At 64.2% G+C, this 14,440-nt stretch carries 14 protein-coding genes; 3 read left to right on the top strand and 11 right to left on the bottom strand.

Annotation, left to right across the window (positions count from 1 at the left end):
* Positions 1-311: 311 nt before the first annotated feature.
* The 9 genes from BM436_RS17190 to BM436_RS17150 all read right to left on the bottom strand — a co-directional run bounded on the left by BM436_RS17190 (position 312) and on the right by BM436_RS17150 (position 7,162).
* Positions 312-611, bottom strand: coding sequence for a hypothetical protein (locus BM436_RS17190; RefSeq protein ID WP_093556754.1), 300 nt, complete (start codon positions 609-611; stop codon positions 312-314).
* Positions 612-868: 257 nt separating this feature from the next.
* Positions 869-1,276, bottom strand: coding sequence for a DUF2280 domain-containing protein (locus BM436_RS17185; protein ID WP_093556753.1), 408 nt, complete (start codon positions 1,274-1,276; stop codon positions 869-871).
* 38 nt (positions 1,277-1,314) lie between these two features.
* Positions 1,315-1,533, bottom strand: coding sequence for a hypothetical protein (locus tag BM436_RS17180; RefSeq protein WP_093556752.1), 219 nt, complete (start codon positions 1,531-1,533; stop codon positions 1,315-1,317).
* 220 nt (positions 1,534-1,753) lie between these two features.
* On the bottom strand, positions 1,754-1,996 hold the full coding sequence (locus BM436_RS17175) for a hypothetical protein (protein WP_093556751.1): 243 nt from the start codon (positions 1,994-1,996) through the stop codon (positions 1,754-1,756).
* Positions 1,997-2,091: 95 nt separating this feature from the next.
* On the bottom strand, positions 2,092-4,053 hold the full coding sequence (locus tag BM436_RS17170; RefSeq protein WP_093556750.1) for a plasmid recombination protein: 1,962 nt from the start codon (positions 4,051-4,053) through the stop codon (positions 2,092-2,094).
* Positions 4,050-4,451 carry a hypothetical protein gene (locus tag BM436_RS17165; RefSeq protein WP_177307281.1) on the bottom strand — a complete coding sequence of 134 codons (402 nt, stop codon included), beginning with the start codon at positions 4,449-4,451 and terminating at the stop codon, positions 4,050-4,052. The genes BM436_RS17170 and BM436_RS17165 overlap by 4 nt, the downstream gene beginning before the upstream one ends.
* Complete coding sequence (locus tag BM436_RS17160; protein ID WP_093556749.1) at positions 4,451-4,672, bottom strand: hypothetical protein; 222 nt, start codon at positions 4,670-4,672, stop codon at positions 4,451-4,453. The genes BM436_RS17165 and BM436_RS17160 overlap by 1 nt, the downstream gene beginning before the upstream one ends.
* A 132-nt stretch (positions 4,673-4,804) precedes the next feature.
* A complete protein-coding gene (locus BM436_RS17155) occupies positions 4,805-5,653 on the bottom strand; it encodes a hypothetical protein (RefSeq protein WP_093556748.1) in 849 nt (282 codons plus the stop codon).
* A gap of 144 nt (positions 5,654-5,797) precedes the next feature.
* Complete coding sequence (locus BM436_RS17150; RefSeq protein WP_093556747.1) at positions 5,798-7,162, bottom strand: tyrosine-type recombinase/integrase; 1,365 nt, start codon at positions 7,160-7,162, stop codon at positions 5,798-5,800.
* A 746-nt stretch (positions 7,163-7,908) separates the two neighbouring features.
* Between BM436_RS17150 and nhaA the strand changes: the two genes are divergently transcribed.
* Together nhaA and BM436_RS17140 are read left to right on the top strand one after the other, a co-directional pair.
* Positions 7,909-9,222 (top strand): Na+/H+ antiporter NhaA, encoded by a 1,314-nt coding sequence (gene nhaA, locus BM436_RS17145; RefSeq protein ID WP_093556746.1) that lies wholly within the window; start codon positions 7,909-7,911, stop codon positions 9,220-9,222.
* Between the two features lie 34 nt (positions 9,223-9,256).
* Complete coding sequence (locus BM436_RS17140) at positions 9,257-10,990, top strand: cation:proton antiporter domain-containing protein (protein ID WP_093556745.1); 1,734 nt, start codon at positions 9,257-9,259, stop codon at positions 10,988-10,990.
* Positions 10,991-11,123: 133 nt separating this feature from the next.
* Here BM436_RS17140 and BM436_RS17135 read toward each other — a convergent pair whose 3' ends face one another.
* The gene (locus tag BM436_RS17135; protein WP_307665761.1) at positions 11,124-12,437 is read right to left on the bottom strand and encodes a chloride channel protein; all 1,314 of its coding nucleotides are present in this window, start codon (positions 12,435-12,437) and stop codon (positions 11,124-11,126) included.
* 64 nt (positions 12,438-12,501) lie between these two features.
* On the opposite strand from BM436_RS17135, the gene BM436_RS17130 reads away from it, so the two are divergent.
* Complete coding sequence (locus tag BM436_RS17130; protein WP_093556743.1) at positions 12,502-13,008, top strand: MarR family winged helix-turn-helix transcriptional regulator; 507 nt, start codon at positions 12,502-12,504, stop codon at positions 13,006-13,008.
* A 438-nt stretch (positions 13,009-13,446) separates the two neighbouring features.
* On the opposite strand, the gene BM436_RS17125 is transcribed toward BM436_RS17130, so the two are convergent.
* Positions 13,447-14,205, bottom strand: coding sequence for a GntR family transcriptional regulator (locus tag BM436_RS17125; protein ID WP_093556742.1), 759 nt, complete (start codon positions 14,203-14,205; stop codon positions 13,447-13,449).
* Positions 14,206-14,440: the final 235 nt, after the last annotated feature.

The raw sequence follows: 14,440 nt of genomic DNA, 5'->3' as shown, positions 1-14,440 counted from the left end.
GGATTTTGATAATACTACTTGGCAGCGATTCCGCCAGCATGAGATTTAACGTGGGCCGAAGAGGCCTCAGATTTGAGGAGACGTCCCGACACGGTCGCACACCACGCGAGCACGTTCCGTGCGTGGGCGGGGTGTCCTCAAATTGTGGCGGCCCGGCGGTTTCGCGCGGCGGAACGATACGCGGCCCTAAGCGCCTGATTCGATGGCATTCCTCAATTTGAGGTGTGGGTATTACGGCCAGGTCGTAAAACTAGCGGGCGCCGGTACATGCGGGCTTTTCCCGTATGTAGCCTGGCGCATGGCCGCTGGCGCTACTCGTCCCAGTCCAGGCGAACAGGCCAGGCCGGCAGGTCGGTGCACTCCGCGCACGGAATCACGATGCGCGGGTCATCCGGCGCCAGCACGTCGCGGTAGTCGCCGTCGTAGAACACGCGCATATCGTCGGGCTGAATGTCCGCGCGGCGCTTCCATACCAGGCGCCCATTCACGCCCACAATTTCATGGCCAGCCCATCGGACTTGCCTTTCGAGGCGCGCCTGCGATTCTCCGCGCCAGCCGTCCATGCAGTGTGGCAGCGGCGTATTGGTGAAGAAATCGGCAGTGGATTGCATTGCGGGCTCCAAGCGGCGGCCGGTGTGACCGTGCACCGCAGAATACCATCGTTCGCGGCCCGCGCATGCGCACCAATCTGCGCACCTATTCCGAGACGAGAAGTGCCGCGCCCCTGCCGCTGTGCGGGTTCTGGCCCGGCAGGTGCGTACTTTGGGATGTGCCGGCGCGCACTTATCGGCATGTCGCTAGCGCCGCTCGGCCCGCGCGGATTTGCGGGTAACACCAAGTTGGCCGCAGATTTGCGAGGGACGGAAAGTCATCCGCAAATGCCGGCTGGCCGCGTCAGCTGTTGTCGGCCCGCCTGGTCCAAGTTGCTGGCCTCGCGCGCGGCCTGCTCGAGCACCTGCATGGCCAGTTGCAGGTTCCCCATGTCCTCGGCCACACCGGCGATGCGGTCCAGCGCCCGGAGCCGGTACGCTTGGCAAGCGATGGGGATGTTGTCCAGCTCCGCATGGAAGCGGGCGCGGACATCGTAGAACATGGCGCGCCAGGTCGCATTCAGCCGGGCGCCGGCGCGGCGTTCAGGGTGGTAGGCCTCGATGCGTTGCCGGCTCAGCGCGAGTCCGAAGCGTTCTTTGACGGCGGCCGCCACCTGCGCGGGCGTGTCGTAGCACGCCAAGGCAGCAACGATATAGGCGCTTACGTATCCAGGGAGAGCGGGCATGATTCCAATCCGTCAAGGTAGGTCAAGCAAACCGGCGCTCAGTCGACACCCGGCAGCAGCGTTACGGCGCTGTCCAGGTCGATGACGTCGGCCACGTCCAGCCGGCTGCGCTGCTGGGCGCAGGCCTTGGCCAGCAAGCGCAGGGCCGCCAGCTCTTTGCGCTTCGCCTCGGTCAGCGCGCGGGCGACGTCGCCCTCTTGTGCGCGCGCCCCCGAGAACAGCATGCCGAAGCCCTCGGCCTTGATTTCCTTGTCCAAGCGGCGCTTCTCGGCACCGATTGTCCTCCGCCTTGCGTGGGCAGCATGCCATTGCAGCGCAGCGTGTATCAGTTCTCGGCCGTTGTTCATGTCGCTTCCGTTTAGGCGGCAAGGCCCGAAATCGCGCTGTGGCGCTGCGAACGTGCCTTGCCTGTGATTCGGTGCCGCCCAGCAGCGCCAACAGCCCAGTGGGCCAATTGCTGGCGGCGGCTGGACTGGATTAACCAGCGCCACCAGCGCGCGCCGCATTGAGCATGGCAGTGAGCCGCGCCTGGCGGGCGGCGTCGCTCTCCACCGGCGGTGCCGGCTTGGCCACTTGTGGCGGTTGCTGCTGGGCGGCTGCGGCTTCGCTGTTCAGGCGCGCGGCCTTGTCCAGCAGGTATTGCACCTGGTCGATGTCACCTTGGCGGGTTGCTCCGGCGTCGGCGGCACGGGCGATGGCCATTCTTTGGATTGCGTTCATGGGTGATGCCTTTCATTGTCAATTTTCAAAGTGAGGAAATCCCACTTCGGTCCGGGTGCCGCCCGGTCGGTTTAGGTGGCGCGCGGCGAACTCAATCACGGCGGTGCCCTGGTGGAGGAACGGCCCGGCGCGGCGCGCGCGTCGTAATCGGCTGCGCCGCGGCGGGCCGCCCCTGTACGCTGGTCGACCTGCAGCGCCACAAACTCGCCGGTGTCGGAGTTCCAGCGCTCGGCCGGCTGGTCGGCGTCGCGCTGGCGGTGATAATCGTCGGCATCGTGGTGCTGGCTTTCCTGCCAAGCGCCCCCTTCGGGGTGAGCTTCCACAGGGCCGGGCACGGGCGCCTGGTAGCGGTCCTGCTGCAGCGGTATCGGGCCGGCGTCGACGCTGGCCGCGATGTCCGAATTTCGGACTTCGCTTTTGCCGGCGCCGGGCTGGGCCCGAATCTCCGGTGCGGTCCTGCCGGTGGGCGCCGGGGCGATGGCGCTGAGTGTCCTGCTGCCGGGCGTGCGCCTGGTGGCGCCGGGCGCCTGCGCAGCCTTGGCGGCCGGTGCGCGCTTCCGTGGCGGCTTGCTGCTGGTGGCCGGGCCCGGCGCGGCCTGGGCGGCGTCCAGCTGCTGGACACCATCGGTTTGGCGGGCCTGCAGGGGAGCACCGCTTGGCGCAGGCGCATCCTGATGGCGCAGCTGCTGCGCACCGTGTTGGGCGTGCTGCTGGTCGACCGGCTCAAGCGTGTGTTTGCTGGCTTGCTGGTCGCACTGGGGAAGAGTCGCGGCGACCAGCGAGATATGCGCAAAACCGCTCACATCCTCCTGGGCCTGCGCCAAAGTGACGGCCTGAACCGGATTGCATGCTGCTGGCGCTGCGGTGCAGGCGCTGGCCAGCGCGCTGGCGGGCTTGCCCGGGGTGTGCAACGGATTTTGCAGGGTGCTGCCCGGCGGCTTCGTGCAAATTTCGTTCGAAGCCGCCTCGATGCTGGTGGCGGGTGCCGGCCCGGTCATGGGGGTGGCCTGCTGGCGCTGCTCAGAAATGGGTTGGTGCTTTGCCACCTCGCCGGGGGCGGCCTGGTCGACGGTCGCGGTCGGCTCAGTTTTGAGCGCATCCCCGCTGGCGGGGGTGTGCAAGAGCTGGACGGGCCGGGGCGTGGTGGTGGGCTCAGGAAGCGTTATCCCATCCGCCGGCAGCTCAGTGGCGGAAGGGGCGGCAGATCCTTTCCCTACACAAGAGTCGGGAAGCGACGAAATCGACGCGGCTGGAATCGCTTTCCCTATCGGGCTGCATTTTGCTTTCCCGATATGGTTACGAGGTTCGGGCGCTGCGGGCGCGGTCATTATTTCGATAAAGCTCTTGCTCTTCGACTTTGCGGCCAACGGCATGGCGATGCCCAGCGCCAGCAAAAGCGGCGCCGGGTCTTTCGCATGCGGCACCAGCAGCGCGTCGATGATGTCGTCGTTGAGCGCTGCATTGGCTTGCAGCGTTTCGCGCGCCAGCGCCATTGCCGCCGCGCGCACGGGCGCGCTGAGGCGCTTTTGCGGGACGTACTTGGGCAGGCCGTGCGGGGCACCCACCGCCTCGTGGAAGCTCGTTTGCATCGCCGCCAGCTTGGCTTTGCCGCCGTGCAGGTCAGAGCCGCCCATTCGACCGCCGACAAGCGGCAGCAGCAGCGCGTGGGCGTGCGGTGAGCCCTCATCCATATGCCCTACGCAGGACAGCACCGGCACGCCGAAATACTGCTCGGCCCACCTGGTGGCCTGTTCGAAGTACTGGCGCGGGTCTAGGGTGGTCGCCGCCGGCAGCGTGAACAGGAGTTCCAGCGCGGTCACTGCGCCTTTTCGGCATTTGACCACGCCGGCGGCGTCCAGCAGCGACTTGGCCAGGGCCGCCACACCGGCGGAAGTGTCCGGTCCACGCAAGATGAAGTTTTCCCCGATGCGCGCAGCATCGATGTGGCTGTCGGCGCCAAGCTCGGCCGCAAGCTCGCGCAGCAGGTGCTTGGCTGCGACACGAACGATGCCAGGGCCATACAGACGCTCGATGTTGAGTGCGTACCCGGCGCTCATTCGCCCGCTTTCCGGTCGCGCAGGCGCAACCAGGCGTTGACGGCGCGGCGGCCGGCTTCGGTCAGGTGGTAGACGCCGCGTCTGATTTTTTTCCCATCCTGGTCGCGGTCGGGGATAAACGTGCATGGCAAGCCAGTTGGACCCAAGCCCAGGTCACGCAGGTTGGAGACGAGGTCGGGCCCATTGCTGCAACCCGCAGCGCGATCCAGATGCTCGCGCGGTACCGGGCGCAGCAGCAGCGCGTGCAGAGCGCGCAGATAGCGGGGATTGTCTGTGCCCGCAAAACGGACAGCTGTGGTAGAGTTCGCAGCAGGTACTACTGCTTCAAAAAGGTCCGGTTCTGCTTGGCGGCGGCCGGACTTTTTTTTTGGGCGCTCGCCCGGCGGCGGGCGGTCCATCACACACCTCCGGTCAGCGCCTGTGCGGTGGCCAGCACCGGCCACAAGAGCCGTTTGCCTTTCTTGACGGGACGGACACCGTAGCATTCGCCAGCCAAGCAATGGTTTTTCCACACAGTCGCCACTGCGCAGCTCATCGCATGCGAAAACTCAGCGGTGGTGATATGGTCGCGGCCTTGGGCGACAGCGGCCAGCGCTGGCGGGATGGACACTTGAGACATTCGATGCACTCCTTATGAGCCCGTTTTCACGGTATGGGTGCATCATTTCCCTTACTTTGATTTTCTCCGATAGATGAGGCCGCTATCCGCCGTTATCGGCCGCTATCCGCCGTTATCGGCCACTATCCGCCGTTACCGGCCGTTATCGGACGCCCCATCCTTCGGGATGCGTTTGCGCAAAGCGTCTTTCGATAGGTAAGCGAGCTTGTCTTCCTTCCAGTACTCCAAGCCCTTTTCGGGGTCGATAGTTCCTGTGAACGGAGAGGTCGATTGGAGCGCCATTTCTTTTAATGCTGTCCACACTGCGTGGTGGTCGGCACTTCCCACAGCCTCCCAGGCGCGCTTGATTTCGGTGTCCAATAGCCGCACCCGGCTTTTCGTCCGGTGCACCACTGGAGGCGGGGGAGCAGCAGGCACCGGGGTGCCGGCAGTACCTCCAGCGGAACTTGTGCATTTCTCGTCAGCAGTAGTGGATGTGTCCTCAACCGGGAATGGCAACCTCCCTCTCAGCCGTCTAAAGCGATTCTCGTCGTCCAGGGAAAAGCCTTCTGGCCCACTGAAACGGATGCTCATGAGCGTCACCGCCTCCCGAAGCTCGGTGGATAGCATCAGGCCGGAACGTTCCAAGAGCAATACCGCGTCCCCTGGGTGAATGAAGTCAGCGCCGGTTTCGGCCTTCATTGCCATCACCACGCGCCGGCGTAACGCTGCCTCATTAGTGGCTTGATTTGGAACAGTGCTCACGACTTCCAACATCTCATCGACGCCCCAAGAACGCAGCTCGGCCAGCTCTACAAATCGAAGGGCTTGTGCGGCTTCGTCGGGGCGCAGACCGTACATTTCGTGCAGCGCATCATGGTCATGGATGAGCATGTCGCGCACGAGAATTGCGCCACCGTATAACAAATCCTTCGCTCGGTGCGGATTGCACCAAGCGGGAGACGGCTCGGGGATAGCCGTGTCCTCATCGTCGTCGTTCATTGGCACCCCTTCAGGTGTCGCCTTCATTGAAAAGGGACCACGGCCAGGCTGGTGAAGGAGCCAGCTTTTCGCCCGCTAAAGCTAGGCCGTGGTGAAACAGTGTAGCGCGGCTTGCGGCGCGGTGCGCGCCGGCGCGCGTGGGTCTCAGGAGGCGGCGACCACTCGTAGGCCTGCTGGCGCTGGCTTGAACTCGATGCCGGCCTGCTCCAGCATCCACACCTCAATCTGGTCGTGCCACTTGCGAAGCATGTCGATGGGCCGGCGGCGGTAGTGCTTTTCCGCCAGGGCGCTGGGCTTATGGCCCATGATTTGGGCCGACACGCCGCTGGGCACCTCCACCCATTCGCACAAGGTGCCGAAGGACCGGCGCAGGCCGTGTAGCGATACGTGAGGCAGGCCAGCGGCCTCAAGCGCGTTCGTGTGTGCAATTCGCGGCTCGACCAGGCGGCCACTGGCGGCGGTGCTGCTACTGAACACCCAAGGGGAGGGCGCCCATTCTTTGCCAGCGGCATCCAGTTTCCTCACTTGCCTTACGTTCGGCGGCGTTTCATTGATGCGTTTCAGCTCCACCAGCAGGCTGGCAAAGTAAGGGGTGAGCGGAATCGTGCGCGTTCCCTCTACCTTGTCCCGAATGCTGAGGCTGCGCCATTGAAAGTCTACCTCGGCCCAACGAAGGCCGGCCAACTCGTCGCGGCGGGCGCCGGTGAGCAGTAATCCTTGCAAGTAATAATTGATGGTTGGATTGGGGATTTTCCGAACTGCTGCAAACCAGTCCTGTAGCTGTTCACGCTGCAGGCTGTCGCCATCCTTCGTGCGGTTTGCCGGCAGCACGTCGCGCACGTTGCTGGCGCTGTATGCCTGTGACGGAATAATCCCATGATACGCGGGCATGTTGTCAGCCCATCGAATCAATGCGCGCAACTTTCGAAAGCTCTGCGCGGCATTGGTTGGTCGGGCGGCCGCTTCTGCTTCGAGCCATTCCGCAATCCTCGTCGGCGTAAGCTCGGACAGTCGCAGAGGCATGAGGGGGGCCAGTGGGCCTGCCACGGTTTCGCCCTTGCCGCGCTTCTTGGGCTGTCCGCCCTCGGCGGCCAAGTTCACATGGTCCTGATAGTGGCGTTCGCCCCAGCGCGGCTTGCGGGCGGCCAAGTAGAGCGGCCACACGTCGCCCAGCGTCAAATCGTGCCTCTTGGCTTCTGCACGCGTCGCCTCAGCCTTTGCCTGTTGCTCCGCGCGCAGCTCACGCGGATCCGAACCCTTGTCGGTCTGCGCCTTATGGTGTGTCGCTTCCGCCTGAGCTTTCGCCACCGTCCAGGTGCGGACGTCGCCAATCGTGATGCGCAGGGTTTTGCCATTCAGGCGTGTTTCGAAGATATAAGACTTGGCGCCGCCTGCGGTGACGCGAAGGCCCAGGCCTGGGGTTTTGGCATCCCAGAATATGGATTGCTGCTTGCCTGGGTCGCACTGAAAGTTCGCTACCCGGTCTGCTGTGAAATTGATCTTTGCCACTGCGCGAACTCCTCGTGTAGGCGCCCGTGTAGGCGTCATGTAGGCAAATTATAGCAAACCATGGGAAAGAATCGACAGCGATTGAGGCACTAGATTGGCCGGGATATGGGAGATTTTCCAATAAAATCAGGACTTTATAACGGATGCGGAAGGTATGGGAAAGTATGCTTGTTCGGCCTTCTAAGCCGAGGGTCGCAGGTTCGATTCCTGCTGGGCAGACCAATAAAATCAAGAATTTACCTCGTTTTACCAAGATGGGATCGTGGGGGGCGAGACGGCTTTCCAGGGGCAACCAGTCAGGCAATGTTTTTTTGTCCCAGGCCGGCTAGGTGCTCGGGCAAGACCGCGACGCGTACAAGCTCGCCAAGGAAAGAACGCGCCATCGTGCTATGCCGGATGACCCAAGTTTATTGGCATCACTATGCTAGAATCCCCACAGGGTGATCATACCGTCCAGGTATGACAGGATTTGCGATGGTCGGGCCGCCACGCGGCTACATCGCGACCTATGCAAACTACTCTTCATTTAGCGTATGGTGGTTCCGCCGCCGGATTATTTTTCCCCACCGAACGCTCGACGGCCCCCGTTGGTCTGGTTCCATCTCCCCTTCGAGCGACCTCCTGCGCCAGGACGGTTCTCATTTCCCAGCAGGCGAGAGCCTTTGCCGGCTCCTTGAGCGCGTTCTTCTTACGATTGGTCTGCGAAGCCGATAGCGCGCGGATGCCCGGCTTCGAAAGACACAACCATGCAGATTGAGATTCCCCTGTCGCGAACATTCAAGGAATTTGTCAACTCCGGAAAGGCCGGCGGCATTGTCCTGATCCTGTGCACGCTGATTTCGCTGGCGATCGCGAACTCGCCGGTCGGTGGCGCCTACCTTGGATTTTGGCATGCGCAGGTTGCCGGTCTGAGCATCGAATTGTGGGTCAACGATGCGCTGATGGCCATATTTTTCCTGCTCATCGGGCTTGAACTGGAGCGCGAGTTGTACAACGGTGAACTGTCGGACATCAAGAAAGCCCTGCTGCCCATGCTGGCGGCGGCGGGCGGTATCGCCGTGCCCGCCCTGATCCATTTCGGCCTGAACAACGGTTCGGCCACACAAGCCGGCCTTGGTATTCCGATGGCCACCGACATCGCATTTGCGCTTGGCGTGATTGCCTTGCTTGGCAGTAAAGTACCCGCATCGCTGAAGGTTTTTCTTGCCGCACTGGCGGTAATGGACGACCTCGGTGCGATCGTGGTGATCGCATTGTTTTACACCGCGAAGCTGTCATTCGCCTACCTGACGGGCGCACTGGCAGTCTTCACCGCGCTGTTGCTGATGAATCGCGCTCTGCGGGTGATGGCCTTGACTCCGTACCTGGTGGGCGGCGCGCTGATGTGGTTCCTGATGCTCAAGTCGGGGGTACACGCTACCGTCGCTGGGGTGCTGCTCGCGTTCGCGATCCCTTACTCTGCCAAGCAAGACGACGACACGTCGCCGTCGCATCGCCTCGAGCACTACCTGCATAAGCCGGTGGCGTTCGTCATTCTGCCGGCGTTCGCCCTTGCCAACACTGGCATTGTGATCGGTAGCAATTGGGCGCAGGACTTGCTGTCGTCGAACAGTTTAGGGATCATCCTTGGACTGGCGGTCGGGAAACCGGTCGGTATCGTCCTTGCCTGCGCCGCCGCGGTCGCCCTGGGCATCAGCCGCCTGCCTTCGGACCTCGCATGGCGCCACGTGTTCGGCGCCGGACTGCTGGGCGGAATTGGTTTCACCATGTCGATATTCATTACGAACCTGGCGTTCCCGGGACAGCCAGGCATCGTCAACGCGGCGAAGATAGCGATCCTGACCGCGTCGCTGATCTCCGGCATCGCCGGGTTCTTGTGGCTGAAAGCGAAGGGAGGCCCGGACCGAATACAAGGGGGGGGCCTTGTGTGCGCAACAGGTCGGCCAGCGGCATGCACAGGACGACGAAGCCGCGTCCGATCAACTCCATCGGAGGACGCACCGGGGCCGCCCACCGAATGTGGACATGCCGCGCTTGTGCCAACGCCGTCCTGCCCCTAAAATCGACTCAACCCTACGGGACTCCGGGCCCTGCATGTCAGCATACCATCTACGTGAGGCACTATTGTTCCTGGCCTTGGCGGGAATTCTGGTGCCCATGCTGCAGCGGCTGCGGGTCAACCAGATGCTGGGCTTTCTGATGATAGGGATTTGTCTTGGTCCGCACGGCATAGGCGGCTGGGCCGGCGAACTGCCCTGGCTGTCGCTGGTGGCGTTCCAGGACGTCGACCGGATCAAGCCGCTGGGGGAGCTGGGCATCGTGTTCCTGATGTTCATGATCGGCTTGGAGCTCTCGCCAACCCGGCTGTGGGCCATGCGGCGCGACGTGTTCGGCACCGGCGTCGCGCAAGTGACGATCACGGCCGGCGCGATCGGGCTGATCGCTTTCGCGTTCGGCAACCCGCCCGCGGCCGCCATGGCGATCGGCATGACGCTGGCGATGTCCAGCACCGCCGTGGCGATGGCGCTGCTGGGCAAACAGCACGCCCTGAAAACAGCGCTGGGCCAGAAGTGCTTCGCCATCCTGATGTTGCAGGACCTGGCCGTGGTCCCGGCCTTGATCCTGGTCGAGGGGCTCGCCGGCGATGGCGGCGAGGCGCTGTGGTGGGCGCTTCTGGCGGCGATCGCGAAGGCGGCCGCGGCCATCGCGCTGCTTTACGTGGCGGGGCGGCGTGTCGCCAGGCCCCTGTTCTCCTCGGCCGCCGTCCAGCGGCAGCCGGAGGTGTTCGTCGCGCTCATCCTGCTGCTGACCTTGGGAATAGCCGCCTTGACCGCGGCCAGCGGCCTGTCGCTGGCGTTGGGGGCCTTGCTGGCGGGCCTGCTGCTGGCCGACACCGAGTTCCAGTACGAGGTCGAGATCATCGTCGAACCGTTCAAAGGACTGTTGATGGGCTTGTTCTTCATGTCGGTTGGCATGGAGATCGATTTGCGTCTGGCCGCCGAATTCCCGCTCCTGCTGCCCGCGTCCGTGCTGGGCCTGCTGGCGGTGAAGGCGCTGGTGGTCATGTTATTGCTCTCGCCGCTAGGCTGGGCGGCCGCGTTGCAGGGAGGGCTGTTGCTGGGTCAGGGCGGGGAGTTCGCCTTCATCATCCTGGCCTACGCCGTCAGCACGCAACTGCTGACAGCGGCCAGCAGCCAGTTTTTCCTGCTGGTGGTGGGCCTGAGCATGCTGCTCGCCCCGGGCGCCGCCGCGGCCGGCGCCGTCATCGCCCGGCGGGCCGGCGCCGGACCGGGCTCCGCCGTCCAGAGCCCGGAAGAGGCCGGCCAGCTCACGGGGCATATCATCATTGGCGGTTACGGCCGGGTTGGACAGCTGATCGCCGATGTCCTCGGCCGCCAGGGAATCAGCTACATGGCGGTCGAACGCGACCGTCATGTGGTCGAGGACGCCAGGCGCCGACGGCGGGAGGACTGCGTGTTCTCCGGCGACGCCTCCATGCCCGAGCTATTGCGGCGTATGGGCAGCACGCACGCCGCTTGCGTGGTGCTGACCATGGACGATCCGCGGGCGGCCCTGCATGCGGTCAGGGCGTTGCGGCGGCACTATCCCGGGCTGTGCCTGCTGGCCAGGGCGCGCGACGAAAAGCATGCGCGGGCGCTCAAGGCCGCCGGCGCGACCGAGGTGGTTTCCGGGGCGATCGAGTCCGGTCTGCAGCTTGCCAGTTTCGCCTTGAGGGCGGCCGGCATGCCGATGGGGACGGCGGGATTTCACATGGAACAGGAGCGGGCCGCCCTCCTGGCCCGGATTGACGGTCCCGCGCCCGATTGAGGCCGCAAGCGCATTCGCCAGCGAGGCACGGCGTAGCGGCCAAACCGTCGTTCCTCCATACCCGGCGCGACGGTGAGGTCGGTTTGACTGGCCCGCCGCACTGGCGGCTCGCTCCGGTCCAGGCCCGTGTTCCTCATATTCGCCGGAGTTGGAAACCGGCAAGTGTGGCGTAAAGGGGCGGGCTGATGGCGCGTGATATGGCGCTTGCGACCAGGGCGCAGGCCATCAGACTTAGCACCATCGCGTGTCCGTCAACCATCTCCATCACGATAATGAAGGACGTCAATGGCGCCTGCGTGACCGCCGCCAGAAACCCGACCATGCCCAATCCGATGAGCGCCGGGGTGGGCGCCGCATTGATCAGCATGGCCACATCGTTCCCCAATCCCGCTCCGATCGCCAACGATGGCGCGAAAATGCCGGCCGGCGCTCCCGACCATGCGCTCAGCCAGGTGGCGATGAATTTAAACAAGGGATAGGACGCGGGCATGCCACCGGCGCCGTCGACCATGGAACGGGTCGCGGCATAACCGCTGCCGAAAGTGGCCCCCGCTGTCACCACGCCCAGCACCGCCACCGCCAAGCCGCATAGTCCGGCAAACAATACGGGATGGCGCGCGCGCAGGCCGCTGGCGAGGTCGCGCCCATCGCCACTCAGCGAGACGATCAACAAGCGCGAGAAAATGCCGCCCGCCACGCCGCATGCCAGCGTGACCATCAATCCCGACCAGAATAACGGCAGGCCGATAGCGGACGCATGGATCACGCCGAAGTAGGTCGCGTTGCCGTGAAACGACACCGAAACCAGTCCCGCGAGCACAATGGCGGTGACAATCAGAGCGCTATTGCGGTGCTCCGGCGTACGCGACAGTTCCTCGATGGCGAACATGATCCCGGCCAAAGGCGTATTGAAGGCGGCCGCGATGCCGGCGGCGCCACCGGCAACCAGCAGGGTGTGCGGCGACGGCCGCGCGTCCCGCGGCGCGAGACGCCGGGCGAGCAGCATCACACCGGCGGCGATTTGGACGGATGGTCCCTCGCGTCCCATCGAAAGCCCACCGAGCAAGCCCCACGCCGTGAGGAAAATCTTGGCGACACTCAGCTTCAACGATACAAACAATCCCCGCTTGACTGGATCCAGCCCCGTTTCCAGCGCGGCCATCGCCTGTGGAATGCCAGAACCTGCCGCGCCGGGGACGTAAAGCCGCGTCAGCCAAACGATCAGGACCGTGCAGAGCGGCGTCCACAACAGCGGCCCCCACCAGCAGGCGCTTTGCAGCCGGAAGAACAGCGTCAGCGCGTGCTCGGATAGCCACGTGAAGCCTACCACGCTCAGTCCGGCAAGGACGGCGGCGGCGGCGACCGCGCCGCGCGCATGCCATGGGTGCAAGTCGAGAAACTGCTTGCGCAGCGCCGCCCGCCATTCGGGCCGATGGTTCATCTCCATCGCGGCCCCTTGCCGGGAGCCGCGGTGGTGCCGATGCGGCAGGAACTTTCCGTTATCATTGCTTATGCACTCCTCTCAAGACAACGCCACCAATCAGACGGAACCCGCCGCGCCCGTCGCCGCCACGCGCGTCCTGCGCCAGTTCCGCGTCGTATTCAATGCCGTCAAAACCCATTTCCGCCAGGTCGAGCGCGCGGCGGGGATAGGCGGCGCCCAGTTATGGGCGCTGAGCGAGATCAATGCCACGCCGGGCATCGGCGTGAACGACCTCGCCAGCGCCCTCGATATCCACCAGTCAACCGCCAGCAACCTCGTCAAAGGCCTGATCGCGCGCAAGCTGATTGCCACCGAGCGCAGCGGCCGAGACCGGCGAGCGGTCGCCCTGCATATCCAGGAGTCCGGTATACAGGTGTTGCGCGCCGCCCCCCAACCGTTCGCCGGCGTGCTGCCGGAAGCGCTTGCGCATCTCGACGCCGCCACGCTGGCCCGCCTGGAGACCGACCTGTCCAGGGTGATCGCGCTGATCAACGCGGACGAAACCAGCGCAAGCATTCCTCTTGCCGAGCTGTAGCGGCTAGCGCCCACCCGGGTGGTGGTGTTGCCTGCCTTATATATATTTGCACAAATATATATGGTAACCGATGCGCCGGTTTTACTAACGTCGCGCGCAAAAAAAAACCCAGGCAATGCCTGGGGCAGGAAGCGAGGCCCGGTAACACACCTCGCCGCAGTCTAGTGATTCCGCGGCACGGGTGCCGTCGTGGACCCGCGCTGGCGCCAAGCGGCGCCTGGCGCGGGCAAAAGAAGACAGCGATGACCGTCTCAGTGTGTTCACTGGTCAGTTTCGGCACGCTCATGGCCGACAATTCGCTGGGGGGCGGATCGTGGGCGAAACACGCGAGGACGACGACCATGACTGAATCAGCGGCATCGCGGGAAAGCGAGCGGGCGCCCGCCGTCGCGGGGATGTCGGATCCGGTAGCGTACAGGACCTCCTTTGCGGGCCGCCTCAGCCCAGGCTCCATTTATTGACGCGTGTTTTGTAGCGGTAGGACGGCACATAGCGCATCTCGCAGTACTCGATGGGCTCGCGCCGGTCCGACAGCATCACCCGCTCGCAGATCAGCAGCGGCGTGCCGGGCGCCACGCCCAGCACGCCGGCTTCCTCCGGCAGCGCCGCGACGGCGCCCACGCTTTCCAGGCTTTCGGACGGCTTGATGCCCAGGTCCTCGATCAGCACGCGGTACAGCGAGCCGCGACGCTCCAGCTGTTCCCGTTCCAGCGTCGCGCCCGGCGGCAGCCTCAGATAGGAATCCTGCAGCCCGACCGGCACTCCGTTCATCAGGCGCACCCGTTTCAGCCGCAGCAGCGGCGCGCTGGGCTCGGCCTGCAGCAGGCTGGCGATCGCCATGCCGGCCGCCACCGTCTCCATCAACAGGATTTGCTGCCCCGGCGTGCCGCCGCGCTTGATGGTGTCCTCGCTGAAGCTGTCCAGGAAGCGCGACATCTGGCGCACCGCCTCGGGCGCGGCGAAGGTGCCGCGTCCATGGTCGCTGTACAGCACCCCCTGTTCCTCCAGCAGGCGTATCGCCTTGCGCACCGTGTCCCGGCTGACCTGGAAGCTGGCGGCCAGGTCGCGCTCGGCCGGCAAGGGGGCGTTGGCGCCGAATTTGCCGGATTCCAGCTCCTGCCGCAGGGTGGCCGCCAGCTGGCGGTAGAGCGGCGCGCCGGCGGTCTTGGCGGCGGGGGTGTCGGTCTTGTTCGTCATTGTTCACTTCTCCTGAGTGGATCGTACCATATAGCTGCTTGACTCCGGAGCACGGGCAATATGCCGGAATGTCTCGCGCGTCACGTCATCATTTTGTCATAAAAAGAATTATTGGTACGTACCAGTGTTGCGTTTGTGCGAAAACAATGGAAAAACACTTAGTCATTATTTTTTTCGTGTTGAGTAGTGGTACATACCAGTATAGAATTCCTCCATGCATTGATAAAACGCAAGT

It is taken from the genome of Pseudoduganella namucuonensis (assembly GCF_900116645.1).
Classification (GTDB): Bacteria; Pseudomonadota; Gammaproteobacteria; order Burkholderiales; family Burkholderiaceae_D; genus Rugamonas; species Rugamonas namucuonensis.
The sequence above is the reverse complement of the archived record's forward strand: the minus strand, read 5'-3'. Positions and strand labels throughout refer to the sequence as shown.

What these genes read in the sequence shown, in the direction of transcription:
- BM436_RS17155 (WP_093556748.1), bottom strand. Translation starts at nt 5,653, where the DNA reads ATGAACGACGACGATGAGGACACGGCTATCCCCGAGCCGTCTCCCGCT.
- BM436_RS17185 (WP_093556753.1), bottom strand. Translation starts at nt 1,276, where the DNA reads ATGCCCGCTCTCCCTGGATACGTAAGCGCCTATATCGTTGCTGCCTTG.
- BM436_RS17190 (WP_093556754.1), bottom strand. Translation starts at nt 611, where the DNA reads ATGCAATCCACTGCCGATTTCTTCACCAATACGCCGCTGCCACACTGC.
- BM436_RS17175 (WP_093556751.1), bottom strand. Translation starts at nt 1,996, where the DNA reads ATGAACGCAATCCAAAGAATGGCCATCGCCCGTGCCGCCGACGCCGGA.
- BM436_RS17135 (WP_307665761.1), bottom strand. Translation starts at nt 12,437, where the DNA reads ATGGAGATGAACCATCGGCCCGAATGGCGGGCGGCGCTGCGCAAGCAG.
- BM436_RS17160 (WP_093556749.1), bottom strand. Translation starts at nt 4,672, where the DNA reads ATGTCTCAAGTGTCCATCCCGCCAGCGCTGGCCGCTGTCGCCCAAGGC.
- BM436_RS17125 (WP_093556742.1), bottom strand. Translation starts at nt 14,205, where the DNA reads ATGACGAACAAGACCGACACCCCCGCCGCCAAGACCGCCGGCGCGCCG.
- BM436_RS17140 (WP_093556745.1), top strand. Translation starts at nt 9,257, where the DNA reads ATGTCAGCATACCATCTACGTGAGGCACTATTGTTCCTGGCCTTGGCG.
- BM436_RS17130 (WP_093556743.1), top strand. Translation starts at nt 12,502, where the DNA reads ATGCACTCCTCTCAAGACAACGCCACCAATCAGACGGAACCCGCCGCG.
- BM436_RS17170 (WP_093556750.1), bottom strand. Translation starts at nt 4,053, where the DNA reads ATGAGCGCCGGGTACGCACTCAACATCGAGCGTCTGTATGGCCCTGGC.
- BM436_RS17165 (WP_177307281.1), bottom strand. Translation starts at nt 4,451, where the DNA reads ATGGACCGCCCGCCGCCGGGCGAGCGCCCAAAAAAAAAGTCCGGCCGC.
- nhaA (WP_093556746.1), top strand. Translation starts at nt 7,909, where the DNA reads ATGCAGATTGAGATTCCCCTGTCGCGAACATTCAAGGAATTTGTCAAC.